The organism is Kitasatospora sp. NPDC001119 (genome assembly GCF_053598475.1).
Genome location: NZ_JBSFKI010000081.1, coordinates 1 through 18,584, shown reverse-complemented (window position 1 = coordinate 18,584; position 18,584 = coordinate 1). Strand labels below are relative to the sequence as shown.

General features: G+C 71.3%; 17 protein-coding genes. 3 read left to right on the top strand and 14 right to left on the bottom strand.

The genetic code is table 11. The annotated features are described in order from the left end of the window. Positions 1-399: 399 nt before the first annotated feature. From ACWDD9_RS43420 to ACWDD9_RS43405, 4 genes are all read right to left on the bottom strand, one after another. Positions 400-1,539, bottom strand: coding sequence for an HK97 family phage prohead protease (locus ACWDD9_RS43420; RefSeq protein WP_449814745.1), 1,140 nt, complete (start codon positions 1,537-1,539; stop codon positions 400-402). A gap of 67 nt (positions 1,540-1,606) precedes the next feature. Then, a complete protein-coding gene (locus tag ACWDD9_RS43415) occupies positions 1,607-2,644 on the bottom strand; it encodes a hypothetical protein (RefSeq protein ID WP_375875615.1) in 1,038 nt (345 codons plus the stop codon). 80 nt (positions 2,645-2,724) lie between these two features. Then, positions 2,725-3,621: a hypothetical protein gene (locus ACWDD9_RS43410; protein ID WP_375875614.1), complete on the bottom strand. Its 897-nt coding sequence runs from the start codon at positions 3,619-3,621 to the stop codon at positions 2,725-2,727. Positions 3,622-3,842: 221 nt separating this feature from the next. Next, a complete protein-coding gene (locus tag ACWDD9_RS43405) occupies positions 3,843-4,763 on the bottom strand; it encodes an Eco29kI family restriction endonuclease (protein WP_375875613.1) in 921 nt (306 codons plus the stop codon). Positions 4,764-4,874: 111 nt separating this feature from the next. On the opposite strand from ACWDD9_RS43405, the gene ACWDD9_RS43400 reads away from it, so the two are divergent. Then, positions 4,875-5,054, top strand: coding sequence for a hypothetical protein (locus ACWDD9_RS43400; protein WP_375875612.1), 180 nt, complete (start codon positions 4,875-4,877; stop codon positions 5,052-5,054). A 15-nt stretch (positions 5,055-5,069) separates the two neighbouring features. Here the strand turns inward: ACWDD9_RS43400 and ACWDD9_RS43395 are convergent, their stop codons facing one another. The 6 genes from ACWDD9_RS43395 to ACWDD9_RS43370 all read right to left on the bottom strand — a co-directional run bounded on the left by ACWDD9_RS43395 (position 5,070) and on the right by ACWDD9_RS43370 (position 12,419). Further along, positions 5,070-5,315 (bottom strand): hypothetical protein, encoded by a 246-nt coding sequence (locus ACWDD9_RS43395; protein WP_375875611.1) that lies wholly within the window; start codon positions 5,313-5,315, stop codon positions 5,070-5,072. 61 nt (positions 5,316-5,376) lie between these two features. Beyond that, entirely contained in the window at positions 5,377-7,437 is a 2,061-nt protein-coding gene (locus ACWDD9_RS43390) for a phage portal protein (protein ID WP_449814744.1), read from the bottom strand. 8 nt (positions 7,438-7,445) lie between these two features. After that, positions 7,446-7,667, bottom strand: a complete 222-nt coding sequence (locus ACWDD9_RS43385; protein WP_117490170.1) for a hypothetical protein — start codon at positions 7,665-7,667, stop codon at positions 7,446-7,448. A gap of 26 nt (positions 7,668-7,693) precedes the next feature. Next, the gene (locus ACWDD9_RS43380; RefSeq protein ID WP_117490168.1) at positions 7,694-8,062 is read right to left on the bottom strand and encodes a hypothetical protein; all 369 of its coding nucleotides are present in this window, start codon (positions 8,060-8,062) and stop codon (positions 7,694-7,696) included. Between the two features lie 565 nt (positions 8,063-8,627). Continuing rightward, positions 8,628-10,280: a helix-turn-helix domain-containing protein gene (locus tag ACWDD9_RS43375; RefSeq protein ID WP_449814743.1), complete on the bottom strand. Its 1,653-nt coding sequence runs from the start codon at positions 10,278-10,280 to the stop codon at positions 8,628-8,630. 429 nt (positions 10,281-10,709) lie between these two features. Beyond that, complete coding sequence (locus ACWDD9_RS43370; RefSeq protein WP_449814742.1) at positions 10,710-12,419, bottom strand: DEAD/DEAH box helicase family protein; 1,710 nt, start codon at positions 12,417-12,419, stop codon at positions 10,710-10,712. A gap of 184 nt (positions 12,420-12,603) precedes the next feature. Between ACWDD9_RS43370 and ACWDD9_RS43365 the strand changes: the two genes are divergently transcribed. Next, a complete protein-coding gene (locus ACWDD9_RS43365; RefSeq protein WP_375875606.1) occupies positions 12,604-13,083 on the top strand; it encodes a hypothetical protein in 480 nt (159 codons plus the stop codon). Here the strand turns inward: ACWDD9_RS43365 and ACWDD9_RS43360 are convergent. The 4 genes from ACWDD9_RS43360 to ACWDD9_RS43345 form a co-directional block, all read right to left on the bottom strand. Further along, positions 13,077-14,273 carry an AAA family ATPase gene (locus tag ACWDD9_RS43360; RefSeq protein WP_375875605.1) on the bottom strand — a complete coding sequence of 399 codons (1,197 nt, stop codon included), beginning with the start codon at positions 14,271-14,273 and terminating at the stop codon, positions 13,077-13,079. The two genes, ACWDD9_RS43365 and ACWDD9_RS43360, sit on opposite strands and share 7 nt — an antisense overlap. 66 nt (positions 14,274-14,339) lie before the next feature. Next, entirely contained in the window at positions 14,340-14,564 is a 225-nt protein-coding gene (locus ACWDD9_RS43355) for a hypothetical protein (RefSeq protein WP_449814741.1), read from the bottom strand. Between the two features lie 50 nt (positions 14,565-14,614). After that, positions 14,615-15,757, bottom strand: coding sequence for a hypothetical protein (locus tag ACWDD9_RS43350; RefSeq protein WP_375875603.1), 1,143 nt, complete (start codon positions 15,755-15,757; stop codon positions 14,615-14,617). A gap of 75 nt (positions 15,758-15,832) precedes the next feature. Beyond that, on the bottom strand, positions 15,833-16,057 hold the full coding sequence (locus ACWDD9_RS43345) for a helix-turn-helix domain-containing protein (RefSeq protein ID WP_375875602.1): 225 nt from the start codon (positions 16,055-16,057) through the stop codon (positions 15,833-15,835). A 452-nt stretch (positions 16,058-16,509) separates the two neighbouring features. On the opposite strand from ACWDD9_RS43345, the gene ACWDD9_RS43340 reads away from it, so the two are divergent. Continuing rightward, complete coding sequence (locus tag ACWDD9_RS43340) at positions 16,510-18,483, top strand: site-specific integrase (protein WP_449814740.1); 1,974 nt, start codon at positions 16,510-16,512, stop codon at positions 18,481-18,483. Positions 18,484-18,584 lie beyond the last annotated feature (101 nt).

Genomic DNA, 18,584 nt, shown 5'->3' with positions numbered 1-18,584 from the left:
CGACATCTCGAAGCGTGGAGAACGGCCGCCTCCACTGTCCCGGAAAGAACCGCAGATCAGCAGGTCGGGTGACCTGCGAGGTTAAACGCGAAGCTTAGACCTTGCTCGGCCAGAACCGGCCCGAACACCTCCGCCGCAGCCTCGTCTGCTGACGACAAGAGTCTCGCCAAGGAACCCACCCCATCACTGTGAACGAGCCGCTCCGCAAACGGTCGGATACTAGCAATCACGAGTGCCCCCGCTGCGGCGGTCGCCAGCCACCTCGGAGATCCGCGCTGCCGTCCAGCTCGACCTTCGCAACACGGGTTCACATCGGCGCATCTGAGCGGCTACGTGATAGCAGGCCTGTCCGCAATGCCCTCCCAATGAGTGCCGTTACCAGGTCATGGCCCTCGACTGTCACGATACTTCGTGAGCAACGGCGAACAAGGCGACTGCCGCAGCGACTTCGCTGGGGTGAAGCGCGGTTGCAGTCCGGGCCTTGCTCTCGTCGCTCAGGGGTTCGGGCGGCTGCCAGTCGATGCCGGCGGCGGTGAGCACCGCGATCAGGTGTTGCACGGCGGAGGCCAGACGGTCGGTGTTCTCCCCGGAGAGGACCCGACCCGCCTTGTGCTGGAGGTCCGTGAGGGTCTTCATCTGGGAGGCGACCCGTTCGACGTCGGGCGCGAGGGCGGCCAGCGCCGCGTCGGGTCCGGTTCCCTCGACGTCGAGGACCAGGCGCACGGGGCTGGGCTGGCCGACGGACGGGACGCCGTCGCCGGAGAGCGTGTACGGGACCTCCCAGCTGGTCGAGTTGAAGCCGTCCTCGGTGTACCTCCAGATGGTGGCGATGACCCGGTCCGGGTAGGTGCCGATGACCTGGACCGTGCCGTGCTCGAGGCGGTCGCCCTCGGTGGGGCGCAGGCGCTGTTCCACGGCGGAGGCGATGGCGTCGATCCGCTCCTCCAGGGTGCCGGCCAGCGGCGCCAGTTCCACCTGGGTGTCGGCCAGGACGCCACGGGCCTTGCGCTGCTTGAGGTCGAGGGTGGAGGTGTAGGGGTTCGCGCCGAACAGCACCGGGCTGTACTCGTACAGGTCCAGGTCGGTGATGCGGCGAACCCCTTTGGAGCGTTTGGCTGTTCGGACCTGGTAGCCGATGGACCACTGGACCTGGTCGCCGAAGAACAGCAGGTTGGCGTACATGTCCTTCCCGGCCTGGGTGGCCAGGTTGCAGCGGCCCTTGACGAGGAGCGCGCCGGCCTCGGCGGGCCAGGGCTGGCCGTTCGGCAGGGTGGCGGGCAGTCGGGCGTCGCCGGGCAGCAGTTCCTCGGTGTGTTCGGTGCGGGCGGTCCACACGTTCCAGTCGTGCGACCACACGCCTTTCGGCGTGATCTCCGCGAGGGTGCGGGCGTAGGCGCCGGGCTCGATCACGTCGCCGTCGTGGTCGCGCAGCCCGGTGATCGACACGAGTGTGGTGAAGGTGCCCTGGTCGTCGTCGGTCTCCAGCACGCCGAGCATCGCCTGCTTGTGGTCCAGCGTGCTGCTGGGGGTCGGTGCCACCGTGTCGCTCCCGGTTCGCTGGGTTGGTGGCGGTCACGGTAGGCGGGCGGCGGGCTTGGGTCTCGTTCTACCCGTCGTACCAGTTGTCGTCGTCGGTCTCGGCGTAGACCTGCTGGACGTGCCAGTCTCCGGGGCCGGCGAGGATGACGATCTCGGACTCGTCCAGGCAGCCGATGCCGGTCCCCGGGACGGCCAGGATGCGGGTGACGGGCACGTCGCCGCTGATCGTGTAGCCGGTGTGGACCTCACCGCCGTGCGTGGCGAAGTCGGCGGCGATGTGTTCTTCGGTGGTGAAGGAGGACAGCGGGCGCAGGGGCAGGTCCGTGACCGTGCCCTGGCCGTCGATCCCGCTGACGTGGGTGTCGTCGTAGCCGCCGGTGAAGCCGCGGTGGACGGTGACGTGGGTGACGCCGAGGTCGGCGAAGTGCGCCTGGGTGCTCTCCCACATGGCGGTGAGGAAGGCGTGCAGCACGGGGCCGTCTTCGGCCAGAGCCGCGGCGATCTCGGCGTCGAGGTCGGCGTCCCCGTGGTCCCAGGCCATGGTGTCGGTGAGGTTGAAGGCCTGGCGGGCGGTCTCCTGGAGGGCGAGGGCGTTCGCGTCGTGGTCGTTGGAGGTCGCAGCCCACCCGGCGACGTGGTGAGCGACGGCCTCGGCGCGGGCGAAGTCCCGGTACTCCTCGGCGCCCATCCTCACGTACCCCCAGGGCTCGCGGCGCGCGCCGCTGTCGAGGTCGGCCTGGTCGATGTGGTCGGCGTAGCCGTTGGCCCCGGACTCCGGCCGGTACGCGGCGAGGTCTCCGGCACGGACCCGGGCGAGGCGCTCACGCTGGCGGTCGGACAGCAGCAGCTCGTCGGAGACGCCGCTCATCTTCTTGGCGAGCGAGTCGCACATGGCGGCCTTGACCTTCGCGGGGGACCTCCCCCGCTTCCCGAGCAGGTCTCCCTGGCTCACCGCGTGGTCGTCGGCGAGGGTGCCCGGCAGGCCGACGCGGCCGACGCCCGGGTGGTGGGCGAAACGGCCTTGGAGGTCACGCGCGTGCCGGGCCTCGTCCCAGAGCCGGTTCTTGCGGCGCAACCGCAGGGTGACGGCGGGGAAGTCGTGCACCGCACCGCCTTCTGCTGGGGATCAGGACGGCGGCAGCGTGGCACCGGGCCGGGGGTGGTGTCGCGCCGAGCGGTCGGAGGCTACTCGGCGGTCTGCCAGTGCCAGGTACCGGGGCCGGCCAGGATGACGACCTCCGACTCGTCCAGGCAGCCGAGCCCCGTAGCCGGCGTCGCGATCACCCGCTCTGCGGGCACGATCGCGCTCATCACGAAGCCGGGTCCCTCGTCGGTAGCGAAGCCGTGGGCTACATCCGGGTCAAGGGAGAAGGCCGAGAGGGGGCGCAGCAGCGGGTCGGTGAGGGTGCTGCCGTCGGCCGTCCAACCTGCTGGTGGTCGACCGTTGGGGGTGGCCACGCCACGCCACACCGTCAGGGAGCCCAGGTCGGCTTCGGTCAGGTGGTTCTGGGTGCGCTCCCACATCGCCGCCAGCATCGCCGCGTGGCCAGTTCCGTAGGCGGCCCGATAGTCGGCAGTCACCTGCGCGATCTGGTCCGTGCTGGGCCAGTCGGCGGCCGGACGCAGCCCGAAGGCGTCTTGCGCGGTCTCCTGAAGGGCGAGGGCCTGCGGGTCTTCGTCGTTGGACGTCATCGCCCAGGTGGCGACCACCTGGTTGACGGCGCCGCTCCGCAGGAGCTCGCGGGCCCGGTCCGCGTCGACGCGCCTCCAGGAGGGGGCCGACGGGGAACCACCTTTCACGACGGAGTTGACGATCCCGGTCTCGGGGTCCTCGTACGCGTGCACCCCATCGGAGCGGACTTTGTCGAGCCAGGCCCTCTCGGGCTCCAGCAGCAGCGCCTCGTCCGGGATGTCGCGCAGGTCGCGGGTGATCCCTGCCACCACGTTGGCCTTGTACGCCTTGGCGACGCGCTCGCTCTGCCCGTCGCGGAACACCAGGCCGTGCTGCTCCTCGTCGAAGCGGGGTTCGGAGCGCGGCGCCCTGGACGGCCGGCTCGCGGCTGCTCGGATGCGCTCCAGCAACGGGTTGAGCCCCGTGCCAGGGCCATGCGCGAACCGGCCGCGACCGTCCCGCGGGTGCAAGCTCTCACGGAACGGCTCGGTCTTCCAGCGGAGGCGTAGGAGCACTTCACGAGCTTCGGGGAGGGCCACTCGAACTCCTGGTGATTGTGCGCAAGTCGAACCGGCACGATCGCAGGAGAACTGCCTACCGTCGCGGTGTGCTCACCGTGGGGCCGCCTGTGTCAACGAAGCCAGGCTGCGAAGTGCTGGCGGACCTCGTTCTCTAGTTCGGCAGGGGTCCTCTTCGATCGCATCTCGGCTGCCCAGGAGTCAGGACCAGCGTGCAGTTCATGCCACTTCGGTCGGGCCGCGTGCTGAATCCTGGACCGCCCCGGATGACGAAGGTTGAACCCGTCAAGGGTCGTGTTCCACACCGGCTTGAACTCCGATGTCAGCTCAGCCACTGCTGGCGCAATGAAGAGGTCATCAATGAACAGCACTCGGACACAGAAGTCCATCGGGTCGAGGTTCCGGCTCTGGTCGAGGGTTCGGCAGTGCTCATCGAGTCGCACGCTCACCGCGGGGGGCTTGAGGTATGCGTTCATCGGCACCGACCCCGACCCCTTCTGAACACCGCCCACGTACAGCGGAACCGAAGTTCCGGAAACCGGGGCGTAGAGCTCGTGAGCACCGAAGTAGTAGATCGCGTAGATCCCCGAGTCCCGCGCCCATGAAGCGGCCTTCACGAGGCTGCCGGCCTCGACCGAGCGGAGCCTCTCGACGACGCTGTGTACCAGGTTCTCGGGGCGCAGCGGGTCGAACTTGTACTCGCGCAGGCGCGAGTCCGCCATCTCCCGGGCGATCCGGTACACCGGCTCGCTGATCCGGAGAGTGTCGGCGGTCACGGATCGTGGTTGTACTGCTTCCTCGTTGCGGGCGATCGCCAGAAGATTCCGCAGCGGGGCAGGGTCCGCGTTCAAGGCTTCTGCGAGCACCTCAAGGGTCCGGTCAGACGGAGGCGGGCTGTCAGGGCTGAACGCCGCCGAGACCGTCGTGCGGGACAGATTTCCCTCGCTGGCCACCTGCGCCTTGGTCTTCCGGGACCGAGTGAGCAAGTCGGCGAGGGCGTCACTCAGTTGCTGCCGACCACTCTGGTCACCCACAGGGCTCACTCCTCGACTCTCAGGTGTACAGTTGAGTTCAATCCGGCGGATTGAACACGTGCTGAACGCTGGCGTGTTTCACACTCTCCCAATTCTCCAGGAAGGGCGGCCATGCGGGCCCTCGTGTTCGTGATCATCGCTCTGGCGAGCCTCGTCGTTGCTCTCACCAGCGGCCTGCTCCGCTACTGGCGCACCCGTTCCTTCCCCGAAGCAGTCGAGCGCGGCGCTGCCGCCGCTGGAGCCACACTCGCTCTCGGTGCCGCCTACCTGGCCGTCCTTTGGGTGAAGTAGCGAGCGGAGACCGGGTTACCGACTACTGCGTTCAGCACCGGGCAGCGACTCCGCCTCTTGCCGCAGGCTGGCCGGTGCGGCCTTGCCGAAGGGCTGGGCCAGGACCCTCCGGGCGGCTTCCTGCCGGTCGACGCGGAGTACCTGGGCGAGTCCGTCGAGTGTGGTGACGGGCTCGCCGTTCGGGTAGCGGATGTCCCAGCGCCGGCTGCGCAGCCAGTCCTCGTTGAGTTGCTGGCGGTCGCTCGGTGTTCCAGTGGTCATGCTTCATCCTCACACGGGGGTACGGGCGGGGTCGTCGCGGTCTGCGGGCCGGGGCTGGTGGTCAGCGTTCAAGCCTCCAAGCGAGGCGGCAGCGGCAGCCGACGGCCTGCCCGGGCGGGGCGGTGGTGTCGCCGGGGTGGCGCAGCAGGTCCTCGCCGATGGTGAAGGGCTGTCCGTAGGGCTGGGTCTGGCCGTCGGCCGCGTCGTGGTCGGGCCTCGTGCGGCCGTCGTCGTGGGCAACCCAGCGGCGGACGAGCCCGGTTCGGGCGCTGGCGGCGGCGGCCTGGTCACGGGCGCTCTCGACGGTGACGGTGGCGAGGTGGCTTGCCTTGACGCTCGCCCGGTTCGCGAGGGAGCGGCCCCAGTCGCGGGTGGCCTCGGCGATGCCAGCCAGGCTCTTGCCCTCCCGATCGGAGCCGGCCATGTCGTCGGCGAGGGCCTGGGCCTGCTTGGCGAGCCAGTCGGTGAGCAGCGGGGCGATCGTGGGCCAGACGGCGGCGGTGGCGGTGCCGGTCGACCCGAGGGCGGCGTGGAGCTCGGTCACGGCCGTGGTGGCGGCCTGTTCGATGAGGGGCCGGAGGGCCTGGACGGCTTCCTGCCGCCAGGTCGCGATGTCGATCACCTGGTCGACGGGCAGGCCCTTGATGCCGGTGGCGGCATCGGTGGTGCCGCCTCGGTCGTCCCAGTGCCGGGTGCCCTTGCGGTGCCGGGGGGAGTGGAGCCGGGCGACGGTGCGTTCCGTCCAGCGGGTGGTGAGCGTCTGGAGGGCGTCGTCCAGGCGGCCCCGGAGGGAGTCGGCCGCGGTCTCGTCCAAGACGAGGTCGGCGGCGGGTGCCAAGGTCTTGCCCGTGGCCGGCACCGGGGGCGGCGTCGTGGTCCCGACGGCCGGAGCATCTGCCGTGCGGGCGGGCAGGGCGGTCCGGCCGGAGGCCAGCCACAGGGCCCGGGTCTCGGGGGTGTCATCGATCTCGTCGGCGTATCCGGCGAGTTCGGCGTAGGAGCGGATCGAGCGGACGCCCGCGGCGACTTCCTCACGGGCTTCGGACAGGCGTTTGGTGCGGGGTTCGCGCAGCACGTCGATGTCGGAGGTGTCGAAGTAGACCTCGTTGTCGTCCCCGGCATCGTCCTGGAAGGCGTCGGCGATCAGCCGCAGGTGCGGCGGCATGGTGATCTCCCAGAACGTGGTCTTCTCGGCCCGGGCGTTGTCGAACGTCCTGCCCGACGCGTTGCCGAGCTGGGACTCCGGAACGCCGAACGCGGCGAGCAGCTCGATCTTGGACAGGGCGGCGACGGTCTCGTAGGCCATGTCCCGGGGTGTGACGGAGGTGTCGGTGACGGTGACGTTGCCGCCGTTCAGCACTGTCCAGGAGCCGGCTGCGGACGGCCCGGTGCCGAACCTGGCGCGCAGCAGGCGCAGTTCGTCGTCGTCCATGTCGCCGTCGATGCCGATCACGCCGCCGGGCCTGGCGTCGTTGTTGACGAACGACAGGTTGTAGTGGCGGGTGAAGAAGTCGAGGTCGGCGCTCAGGCCGGCGGCTTCCAGCGGGGTAATGCCGGAGTAGGGGTCGAGCGGGTGGGGGGTTCGGATCCACCGCACACGTTCCACGTCGAGGTGGCGCAGCTCGCCGGTGATCGTGACGGTCTCGAAGTGCGAGATCAGGTCGCTGCCGGTGGACGGCACCGGCCGGGTTCGGCCCGGCGGCAGCAGGTCGATCCGCAGCAGATCGCCTCCGCGCGAGAACGTCGGCTCGAGGAACACCCCGCGCTTGGACAGCAGAAGCTGCATGCTGACCCGCTTCTTGAACGTCCACGCGCCCTCGGCCGGGTTGGCCCTGATGTTCATCGCGCGGTAGAGCGGGTGCGCGTCGTGGGGAGGCAGCGGCTCGTCGGAGGTGCCGCTGCGTGGGCGGACCCGTAGCGGCCGGTCGGCGGCGTGGTTGGAGATCGTGTCGACGGCCTTGTAGATCCACACCGCCCGTTCCATGCCGTCGCGCACCGCCCGTTCGACGGACCACGGACGGGCCCGGTCCACGCCTGCGGGCGTCCAGCCGAGGGTGTAGTCCGCAGTGGACTTCGTGGCCGGCGCGGGGCGGCGCAGGGTGGGGAACCAGCGGCGGGGCATGCGTTCTCCTACTGCTGCTCGTTGTGGTGGCCGAGGACGGCGGCGGCCGAGAGCGCGAGCAGGCTGGTGCCGGCGAGGCCGAGGCGGGGGTCGGTGGTGTAGGCGGCCACGTTGAGGCCGATGGTGCCGAGTGCGAGTAGGACGACGGCGACGACGTCGCGCACCCGGCGTGCGGTCAGGTGCGCGACGTCGTCGGTCAGGTGGGGCTGGTGCCTGCTGGGTACGGTCACGGCAGGCAGGCTAGGCACTTCGGTGCCTAGCGTCCCGGCGGCTGCTCCCGCTTGCGGTTGCCCGCGTCCCCTGGGTCCGGCTTTCGGAAGTTCTCGGCCGCGGCGACCTGGTGGCGATGCTCGGGGGCGGGACGGCGCTTGCGCGTGCCGATGGGCCCTCCGTGCAGCATCTGGTCGGCCCCGGCACACGGGTCTTCGCAGACCTCGTCGTAGGGCCTGCGGCAGCGGATGCAGATCACGTCTGCGGAACGGATCTTGGTTGTGGCCGGGACGCGGTAGACGCCGCGGCGGCGTGCGTAGGCTGCACCTTGCGTGTCCACGGGGACGTACGCGGCGATCACCCACTCGTGGAGGTCGGTGTTGCTGTCGTCGGTCGTCGTGCTGTCAGTGTTCAAGCTGCACTCCCCTCGCCAGCAGGCGCCCGTGTGGGTGGGCGCCGGCGGCAGCAGCGGCTGTTCGTCTCTGCGTGGCGCTCTGTGCGCCCGTGCGGCCTTCGGGCGGTACCCGAAGGGGCGTTGTCCTCAGTACTGGTAGACGGGTATGCCGTTTTCCAGCTGGGCGGCTTGGGCCTGGTGCACCCGTCGGCCGAGGGCCGTGTGCGTCGGCGTGGCGCCTTCGGCTCGGGGCAGAGCGGTCGCCCCGTGCGCGGTCTCGCGCGAGATCGGGTTAGTGCTCCCCCCCGCTTCGCCGACGGTGCTCCCCCAAGCACCCGGACGGCGTACGGCAGCACGTCGATTCGTGATCCGATTTGCGTGCTGATGATGAGTCAGCACGGCTGGTGTGCGCAAGTTTCCCCTCCATTCCGAGAGTTACGGATTGGGGATCTCCCCCCTACTCGACCGTAGATGGTGTGCGGCCGATGCGGAATCTGCCCGCTGCACAGGAGGCGTATCACCGCTGCACAGTGAACACCGACAGTAGCGCATGTCACTTAGCGTAGTCGGCGCAAGGGTGGGGCCGTCAACGCGAGAGCGGCAGGGGGATGTTGAACTCACCGGCGATCGCCAGCACGACGTCGTACGCGTCGGCGGACTGACCGAGCAGGTCCCGCTGGAGGAACCGGGAAGCGATGCGCAGCCGCTTGCGGACGGTCTGCGCGTGGATCCCGAGGGCGCCGGCCATGCGGGCCGTGTCACCGTCGGCCAGGACCCACGCCTTCAGGGTGTCGACCAGTTCCTCCGTCAGGACCTGGAGGAAGTCCTGCCCCCAGGCCTGCGCTTCGGGGTGGGCCAGATAGTCCTGGAGGTCGGCCGGTCCAGCGTGCGTCCCCTCGTCGACGTACTCGTCCAGGAACAGCGCCTCCAACGCAGCCGCCACCACCGCCCGGTCGCGGAGGGCTTCGAGATCGACCCCCAGGATGGTCGCTGCGGCCCGCACGCGGTTCGCGACGGTGTTGCGGTGGACACCGGTGAGCTCGGCAGCCGCTCTCACCGACGACTGGAGCGTGAGCGTGAGCGTCTGGAGCAGCATGTCGCGATCCGCTTGAGCCTGTCGGAGCAACGGGTGCAGCACGGCCGTGGCCCAGCCCGGGTACAGCCGGTTGAGTAGTTCTGGCAGCCTCCCCTGCGAGCTGTAGTACGCGGTCCGGGTGCGGTCGATCCGGGCCCGGGCAAGGGCCCTCAGGGCATGCCGGTGGGACTGGTCGGTCTCGGCGATCAGCCGGAGCCCGCTGGCTCCGAGGTACCGGTCGGGGCGTAGGGCGACCAGGCGGCGCAGCGCCGTGTCCATCTCGTCGTCGGTGTCCGTGACGGTGCACGGCTGCGGGGCGATGACGACCAGGTGCTCCTCGTAGATGGGGCACTGTACGACCAGGGAGAGCCTGTCGACGGCTCGCCGGCACTCGTCGTACAGGCGGTCTCGCTCGCTTGGCGGGGCCTCCAGGATGTAGACCCGGGCGGCCGCCGCGTCAAGCAGGCCCGGGTAGACCGGGGCTGCCGTACGGCGGGCCTTGAGGACCTCGCCCGTCATCAGCAGTTCCAGGATGGCGACGCGCAGTTCCCTCTCTGCGGACTGCTGGTTCTGGATCGCTGCGTCGGCGTCTTCGACCGCGAGGTGGAGGGAGAGCAGGTCAGCGGTGCGGTTGGTGACCTGGGTGAGGAGGTGACGGTCGAAGGGCGGCTCCCTGACGACGGCCAGGACGGCGCGCGGGCGGGTGCTGCCGACGGCAACGAGGCGCACCTCGGCGCCGTCGCTCTCGAGGGCTGCCGACTCAATGCGGCCGGCCGCGATCTCCTGGATCTTGTCGGCGACCGGGGCGAGCTTGCCCGCCGAGCGCTGCGGAGCCATGGCGACAACAGCTCCGTCCCGTCCGATCAGCACGACCCGGCCGCCGGTCTCGGTGGCCAGCCACCGCACGATGCGGCCCGAGCGGCGGACGTCCGGCGCGGGACGGGCCTGCCCGAGCAGCCAGTCGCGCCACTCGGCGCCGTGGCGCAGGTCGATCACGCACTCACGGGTCACCGCGTCCGCGAGATCGGCCCACGAGGTTGTGGTGGGCAGGGTGAGCAGCGGCACGCGCAAGTGCCGAAGGGCGTCGGCGAGTCCCGCGGGTACGCGGCCGGCGGTGGAGACGACGGCCAGCGCGGCAACGCCGGCTTCGGCGGTGCGGCTCACGAGTTCTTCGAAGTCAGGGTCGGTCGGGGCCCAGTGATCCAGGTCTGCGATGGCGAGGGTCGTCGAGAGGTCGCCGGATGCCCGAGGACGGTCCCCGGGGCGGACGGGCCGCACGGAGGTGATGTTGCGGGCCAGTGCGTGTGGCGGCGTGTCCGGGAATTCCGTCAATCCGAATTCGAGCATCCCGGTGAGACGCTTTAGCGATGGCATGGTCCCCCCTCTTAATGGATTATCGCGCGCTCAACCGACAGAACGCGGACATGCCAAAACTGGCGACTGCCCCCACCAGTTCTGGCTGACCGCGTTCCGGAAGACTTGCCATCAAAGCCCGGCCCATGTCCCATGTCAACGGGAATAGTTGGGCCATGCATTACCGTCGGATTGACATCCAATTCGCCTCCCGTAGACCAGGCATTTACTGCTTGTTCGTCAGGCAATCACCCGGACACGGCGGCGACCGACTTGCGGCTCGTAGGGGGCGAGCAACACAGCCTCGGCGCGGTCGGGCGAGCTGACCCCGCGTCGCCGCATCGACCTCTTGGACTCGATGACGGTGCGTCCGCCCGAGTTGGTTTCCAGCTTCGGGGCGGACATCTGGGCCTGGGTGCGGCGGTCGATGCGCAGCCGCAGCGAGCCCTGCCCGTGGGGGGACAGCAGCGATCGCATCGCCAGCCACATCTCGTCCCGCTTGTTGGAGGGACGCAGCATGGCGGCTTCGTCGTCCCGGCCCGTGCTCTCGCTGGCGAGCACGGTGACGATCTCCGCGCGGTGGAGGCCTTCGCGCCGCCAGGCTTCCAGCAGGCCGGCGACACCCCAGCCGATGCCGACTCCGTCGATCTTGACGCGTACGGGGGCGGTGCTGCCGAGCGCGGCAGCGAGGTCCTGGGCGGCCTTGATCTCCCGCAGCACGACTCCGGCGACGACCACGGCGTCCGCGTTGTCCTGGCCGGCGGTGGCGTGGCGCAGCTCGACCAGGTCACCGACGGAGCGGGCGATGGCGAACTCGTCGCCTCCGTCGGCGGCGACGTCGACGCCGAGCCTGACCCAGGCGCCTCGCCGCACCCGGTGGGCGCTGGTCTCGCCGTCCAGGCCGAGGGCGTTGAGGGCGACGTAGTCCGGGCCGTCCGGTTCGGGGTTGTCGCTGGCGCGCTCGACCCAGGAGGAGGGGATGGCGCGGGCCTGGCCCCCTCGGGGGAACCTCGCGTGCACCTTCGCCTGGACGAAGGGCGCGTCCTCGCCATGGTCCCGGATGGCCTCTTCCACCCACTGGGGGTCCACGAGGTGGGTGGCGAGCAGGTGGACGGGGGCCTGGGGCGGGCAGGCACGGCAGCGCCGGGTGCGCTCGCCGGACAGCAGCGGGGTGTCGTAGACGCTGATCGGCAGCACCCGCACCGCGGGGTCGGCGCAGGTCTGCTCGAACCAGCCGCCCTCGTCGTCGGTGGGCGGGTTGCCGATCAGCAGGGCACGGGTGTGCTCGCCAGTGAGCAGGCCGCGCATCGCGGCGCCGATGATCCGGCCGATGCCGCCGGCCTCGTCCACGATGACCATCAGGCGAGGCGCGTGGATGCCCTGGACGGCGGACTCGTCGTGCGGCGGGGCACTGAAGCCGTAGGCGACCACGACGTCCGAGCCGTGAGAGTCGGGCATTTTCCACTGGTCGACGCCGACTTCGCCGGGCAGGCCCGCACGGGCGACGATCTGGCGGATGTGGGGCCACATCTGGCGCTGGACCTGGCGGGCCCGGGTGGCGGTGGTGACGGTGAGCGCGGTGCCGGGCGGGTGGACGACGGAGGACCAGACCGCGGCCCGGGCGGCGATGTGGGTCTTGCCGGAGCCGAAGCAGCTCGGGACGGCGACGCGGCGGTGGTCGACCAGGGCCTCCAGGATGTCCCGCTGGCGGCTCCACTGGGACTCGCCGAGCACGTCCTCCACGAACCCGACCGGGTCGTCGGCCCACAGGGCGTAGGGGGTTCCGGCCTCGGTGTCGGCCGCCGCGAGGACCTGCGCCCAGTCGCCGGTGTCGAGGGTCGCGTAGAAGCGCCGGCGGACGGCCGGTGCCGAGGCGGCGAGTTCCGCGTAGAGGCGGCGGCCAAGCCTTCCGGGGCGGGGCGCGGGCACCGCGGGCAGCGGCTTGGTCACGTGGCCCTCCTGGTCATGTCGGTTGGCAGGCCACGGTGCCGGACCAGCGGTCGGGTGTCGCACCGAGCAGTCCCCGAGGAATTTACCTTGCTCTTTTTTATAGACCTAAGTCAATTTCTCTGCGAGGCTGGTACCGCCAGCCGGGGACCGCGAACCCCCGGCCCCAACCCCAAGGAGACCAACCATGGCCCCGACCAACCGGATCACTGCCCGTCACGCGGCAGTCGCCTTCGCCCTCACCACCGCCTTCACCACCGGCATGGCCATCAGCACCCACCCCACCACCGCCCCGGCCAACCCGGCGGCCGTGACCCTCAGCCCCACCCCGGCACAGCCGCTGCCCGCCACCGCCCCGGCGGCCCCCGCCGTGGCCCCGCTGGCCGACCTCTCCCCGGCGCCCGTCTGCCCCGCCCCCGCCGACGCCCCGAGCCCGGCCGCCATCACCCTGCCCGGGACGCCCACCACGGTCACCGTCACTGCCCCTGCGGTCACGATCACCGAGCCCGCCCCGACCGTCACCGTGACCGTCACCGCCACGCAGGTCGTGACCGCCCCGACGGTCACGGCCCCCGCCCCATCCCCGACCGCCATCACCACCCTGCTGCCGACCTCGGCGCCCTCCCCGACCCCGAGCACCCCGCGCGGCCCCCAGCCGAGTCACTGACCTGGACCCGGGGCTCCTCCGCCCGAGGAGCCCCGGCCCGGCAGGGACAGCACCCAGCCGCCTCCCGTCTTCGACGCCACCACCCCGAGCTGGCGCCGCGCCCGCTGCACTGTGCGCGGGGCGAGTCCGACGGCCGCTGCCGCCGCCAGCACGTCCCGGGCCGGTGCCGGGCCGGCGGCCAGCATGCGGCCCAGGAGCTTGTAGGCGCTGGTGCTCGCGGGGCGTCGCCGCAGCAGGTCCGCGCCGGTCATCGCTTCGTCGCGGCCGCGCGCGCAGCGGCTGCTCCACGTCACGGGCCGGGTCCGGCCTGCTTGGTGGAACTGCAAGCCGCCCATGACCGCCCAGCCGCTGTTGGCCACCGGCACCAGCGCCATCGCCCCGTCCACGCCGTGGACGGCCATGTGCACCGCGGCCGCGTGCGAGGACCGCGCCGCCTCCGTCGCCCTGCGCGTGGACGACCAGCCCGCACGCTTCGAGGCGTCCCGGACGGCCAGGACGGCCGTGCCGACGCGCTGCGCGAGTTCCGCGAGCACCTGCATCGCCTTCTCGACGGGGACCCGGTAGGGGCAGATCGTCATGAGGTCTACCACCACGAGGTCGGGCCGGCGCTCGCGCAGGAGGTGTTCCATCTGGTCGGCGTCGCCGGGCAGGCGCAGGCCTCGCCGCCCACCGCGGCCGCCCAGCACCAGGGCCACCTCGACCCGCTCGCCGCCCGGCCCGCAGGCCGCCAGGAGTTCCGCCGTCCGGTCCGCCGTCTGCGGCGATGCGAGCACCAGCACGGTGCGCGCTGCCTGGAGCTGCTGCCCGTCGGGCAGGGCCGCCGCCGTTGCCGCCCGCACCGCGACGTCCAAGGCCACCGCCCAGGTGCTGACGCCGTCCTCGCCGTCGATCAGGCTCAGGCCCGCCGACGGCACGTACCCGGGCCAGATCCAGCCGGGGCCGTCATCGAACGCCGGCGGCGCGACCACCACGTACTCCGGGCCCAGCCGCAGCGCCGCCGCGATGTCTTGCGTCTCGCACCCGTCGGCCAGGCAGTCCAGTTCCACCCGCCCGTCCCCGGCCGCGAGCACCAGCAGGGAGCCCTGGCGGTCGTCGTGCGCGGGGCAGCGCGCCAGCCAGCCGCCCTCGGTCGGCCGGACGTTTCCCCACCGGCGCAGTGCTGCCAGCACCGTCTCGTACTCCTGTGCCACGCACCCTTCCTCCGTTCTGCTCTCGACCGGCCTGCTGGACGTGCAGGCTGGTTCGTCTCCTTACCGTCAAGACACGCAACGGCTCGAAGGGTTGCCCTCCAGCGACAGCGCGATGCAGGTGGCCGCGTGCGGCAGGTGCAGCCGCTCGTACGGCAGCAGCGGCAGGTCCGCGCTCGGTCGGCGCGAGCGGATCGTGCCGGCGCCGTCGCGGTAGACCGCGGTGTTGCCCAGAGCGCTCGGGTTCGCGTCCACCGCCAGCCGCGCGCCTGCGGCGGTGATGGTCCAGTGCACGGCTGTAGCGCACCGGCGGCACCGGGCGAGTCCTCGCGTCGGCAGCACGCTCACGCCTCTTCGGCTGACGCGGTGTCGCCGACGAGGAGGGCCGCCACCTGCCGCCAGCCGAACAGGGCGACGGCGTGGGCCTGGCCGTGGTCGGCGATCGCCTCCAGCACTTCCAGCGGGTCGGGCTCGGCCACGCGGCCTCCGGGCAGCGCGGCCATGAGCGGCCGCTGCCCTGGCATCGGGGCCGCGCCTGCGGGCCGGTCCCGGCCACCCGAAGGCGCGGGAAGCAGCGTCAACGGCTGGCCGGCGGGACCGGGTTCCTGGTCGCGGGAGATCTCGTTCTCGATCGAGGCGAGCCGGTCGGCGACGCTCACCTGCGCCGCCGGGGCCGGCCTTCGGCGGGCCGTCCGGCGGCCGGGCCTGGCCGGGCGGTCGGGCACCGGAAGTCCGGGCTGCTCCCGCTGCTCGCGAACCCACTTGCGCCACAGGGCCTGCCAGTCCGCGCCGAGGGTGGCGCGGCCCCGGTGCCAGTCCGTGAACGCCGCCGTCACGGTGGCCAGCCCGGCCGGGCCGCCGAGGCGGTCCAGGTGGCCGTCGGCCGCCGCCCAGGCCAACGCCGCAGCGTCCGGCCAGAAGCCATCGGGCAGGGGGTGACGGCGCGCTGCCGGCCCCCACCCACCCGCACCTTCCTCACCCACACCAGCCCCCTCCCTGCGGGAGGGGCGGGGAGGGGCCGGGCGCGCACGAGGACGCCGGACGTCCCCTGGGGACACGGGCTGCTGGCCTGTGTACTCCTCGCCGGACGGGGCACAGTTTGGTCCCTGGTCGTCGGCGGAATCGTCGCCGCTCGACGGCGGGTTGCGCTGCTGGCGCTTCTTCTCCGCCGCGCGCTGACGCCGCTCCTGGACCTGGCCCCGGCTCGGGTTGGCGTCCAGGTAGCCGTGCATCACGTAGTCGCCGCGCCGGGGCTGAGGGCAGCGCGCGCACGCGTGCCCGGCCTCGTGCCACAGCCCGGAGGCGAGCAGTTTGGCGATCTGGGTGGTGGTGCCGTTCTTCACCGCGACCGCTCCGGGGATCACCCCGTCGGTCAGGTGGGCGCTCGCGTAGGCGCCGCAGCGCACCCACAGCCCGGTGGCCGCGTTGCCTGCCGCGAGGATCTTGGGGTGGTCGTCCGTACTGTCGCCGACGGCGAACCAGGGCATGCCGGTGGTCTCCTACCAAGGTGTGGGGTGCCGGGTCCGCAGGCCGACACGACGATCAGGGCGAGGCGGCAGCGCTCAGGCGGCGGTGTCGGTGGCCAGGGCATCAAGGCCCAGGAGAACGCGCAGCTTCGCGGTCGGCACGAGCACGCGACGGCCGACCGTGATCGTCGGGATGTCGCCGCGCCGGGCGGCGTTGTAGCTGGCAGCGCGCTCAAGGCCGAAGATGCGGCCGGCCTCGGGCACGGTCATCGTCGGCTGGACCTGCGGGTCAGGAAGGGCGGGAACGGGGCTCGTCGTCATGCCCGCACTGTGGTCTGCGCCGGGTCCTACCGTCCCGCCGTCCACGGCCGGTACGGGCAGTTCTCGTATGTGCCGCACCGGCTGCACCAGTACACCGAAGGCCAAATCCGTGCAGGTCAGCGCTCATGCGAGCCGCGATTGGCGGCCTTCCCCGGGGAATCCATACCGCCCGAGCCGACCGTCTTCGACCACCCGATACCAGGGCGACGACCGCACGACGGCGACACCCCGGCTTCCTCCTCGTCTACCCCGGTCCACGCCCGTCCATGTCGGCGGCCACGCTGCTGACCCCGTCCAGCCTCGGCGCGACCCAACGCCGCCGTCGGCCGTACGGTCACGGCCAACTCCCCACCGCCGCACCGGCCTGTGCCCTGACCAGCACGGCTTTGGTGACTGTGGGCGTGCCGCGACCGTCGCCCCAACCAACGGGGCCTGAGGGCCGATTGAGAGAGATGAGCGAGCGCGAGAAGAACGACACCCCCGGGTCGGTGTACCGCCGCTGCACCTGCCGCGAACCCGTCCTGGACGAGAACAGGCAGCCCGTCTTGGACGCCGGCGGAAAGCCAAAGATGCGCGAACTCGGCGCCCGCTGCCCGAAGCTGAAAGGCAAGAAGGCCCACGGCACGTGGTGGTACTACCTCAAGCTCAAGCCCGGCCCCGACGGCAAGCCGAACCGGGACCGCAAGGGCGGCTACCCGGACAAGGACGCCGCCGTGGCCGCCCTGAACAAGGTCATTGCGAAGGTCGACCGCGGCGAGGTGATCGACCACCGAACCACCGTGGCCCAGTACCTGACGAAGTGGCTGAAGGACCGCAAGACCCTGGATCCGACAACCGTCAGCTCCTACGAGAGCCACATCCGGATCTACCTGATCCCCGCGCTCGGCCACATCAAGCTGGAGGACCTGACCGCCGAGCCGATCACCGACATGTTCGACGCGATCCAGGCCCGCAACGTCATCATCGCCTACGAGCTCGCAGTGATCGCCAAGGCCCGCGCCGAGTACACCGAGTGGAAGGCCCTGTACGGGCGCAAGCCGGGCCGCCCCAAGAGGGACGCCCCGCCTCCGCCGGTGCCCGCGCCGGAGATACCCGGGCGCGAGCCCCACGCCCAGATGCGCATCGTCTCCCCGGCGACCATGCAGCGCATCCGCGCCACCCTGCGCTCCGCCCTCACGGCGGCGGTCAAGAAGGGCCAGGTCAGCAGGAACTGGGCGAGCCTGGTCGACCTGCCCTCCGGCAAGCGGCCGAAGGCGCTGCTGTGGACGCCGGAACGCGTCGAGGAGTGGCGGCGCACCGGCGAGAAGCCGTCGAAGGTGATGGTGTGGACCCCCGAACAGGCCGGGATGTTCCTCGACGGCATCGAGCACGACTGGCTGCGCGCGTTCTGGCACCTGGCAATCTTCCGAGCGCTGCGCCGAGGCGAAGGCGCCGGCTTCGAGTGGCCGAAGGCCAACCTCCAGACGGCGGTCATCACCGTCGACTGGCAGGTGGTCACGGTGAAGGGCAAGCCCCTCGGGAAGGACCCGAAGCAGGACAGCAAGCGCACGCTCGCCCTCGACAGCCACACCCTCCAGGAGCTGCGGGACCACCGCGACCGGATGGCCGAGGCCCGCCGCGACGCGGCCGAAGCCGCGCGGCCGTGGCCCGTGACCGACAAGGTGTTCGTCCGTGAGGACGGCACCGAGATCAACCCGGACTACCTCACCGACCGGTTCGAGCTGCTGTACACCAAGCTGGGCCTGCCGCCCGTACGCCTGCATGACCTTCGACACCTCGCGGCCACCCTGCTCCTCGGCGCCGGCGCGGACCTCAAGGTCGTACAGGAGGTACTCGGCCACGCCACCTACGTGCTGACCGCCGACACCTACACCTCCGTGCTGCCGTCCCTGGACCGCGAGAGCGCCGAGAAGGCCGCCGCCCTCGTCCCAGTGAAGTCCCGAAGCAGCACCAGCGCCCCACTGGTGTACCTGCTGGTGCTTGGCGGGATCGAGGTCGCCATGACCAACTCCGAGGACGCGCAGGCCATCGTGGACCTGTGGAACGAGCTCCTCGCCCACGGCCACCCCGGGCTGAGGGAACGCCCTGCGGCGATGCCGAACAAGCGCACCCGCTGGTCCGGCCGGGGAATGTTGTGGGACCACCGGCCCCGGCACCAGCAGTTGCACTCCGCCGTAGCCGGCATCGACCGGCGCACCGGCACGGTGATCTACCAACTGCCGCTCACCAGGCAGCCCTGCTTCGAGTTCGAGCGCGACCTGTACACCGAGCAGGCCGCCGTCAGCTCCGTAGAGCTGCGCCACGGCCTGCGCGGCGCCATCGAAGTCGTGGCCCGCGGCACCGATGAAGCAGCGGTGAAGGGCGCCTTCGAGCAGGCCCTGGGCCACGCCGCCCAACTGCGCACCGGCAGCGAGCCCGAGGCCTGACCCGCCCTAGGTGTACTGACCACGGAGGTTGGTGACAGGGCTCACGGCCGGGTGATCTTGAAATGAGTGAGGGCCTTCTGGCTCGGTGTGGATTGCGACAT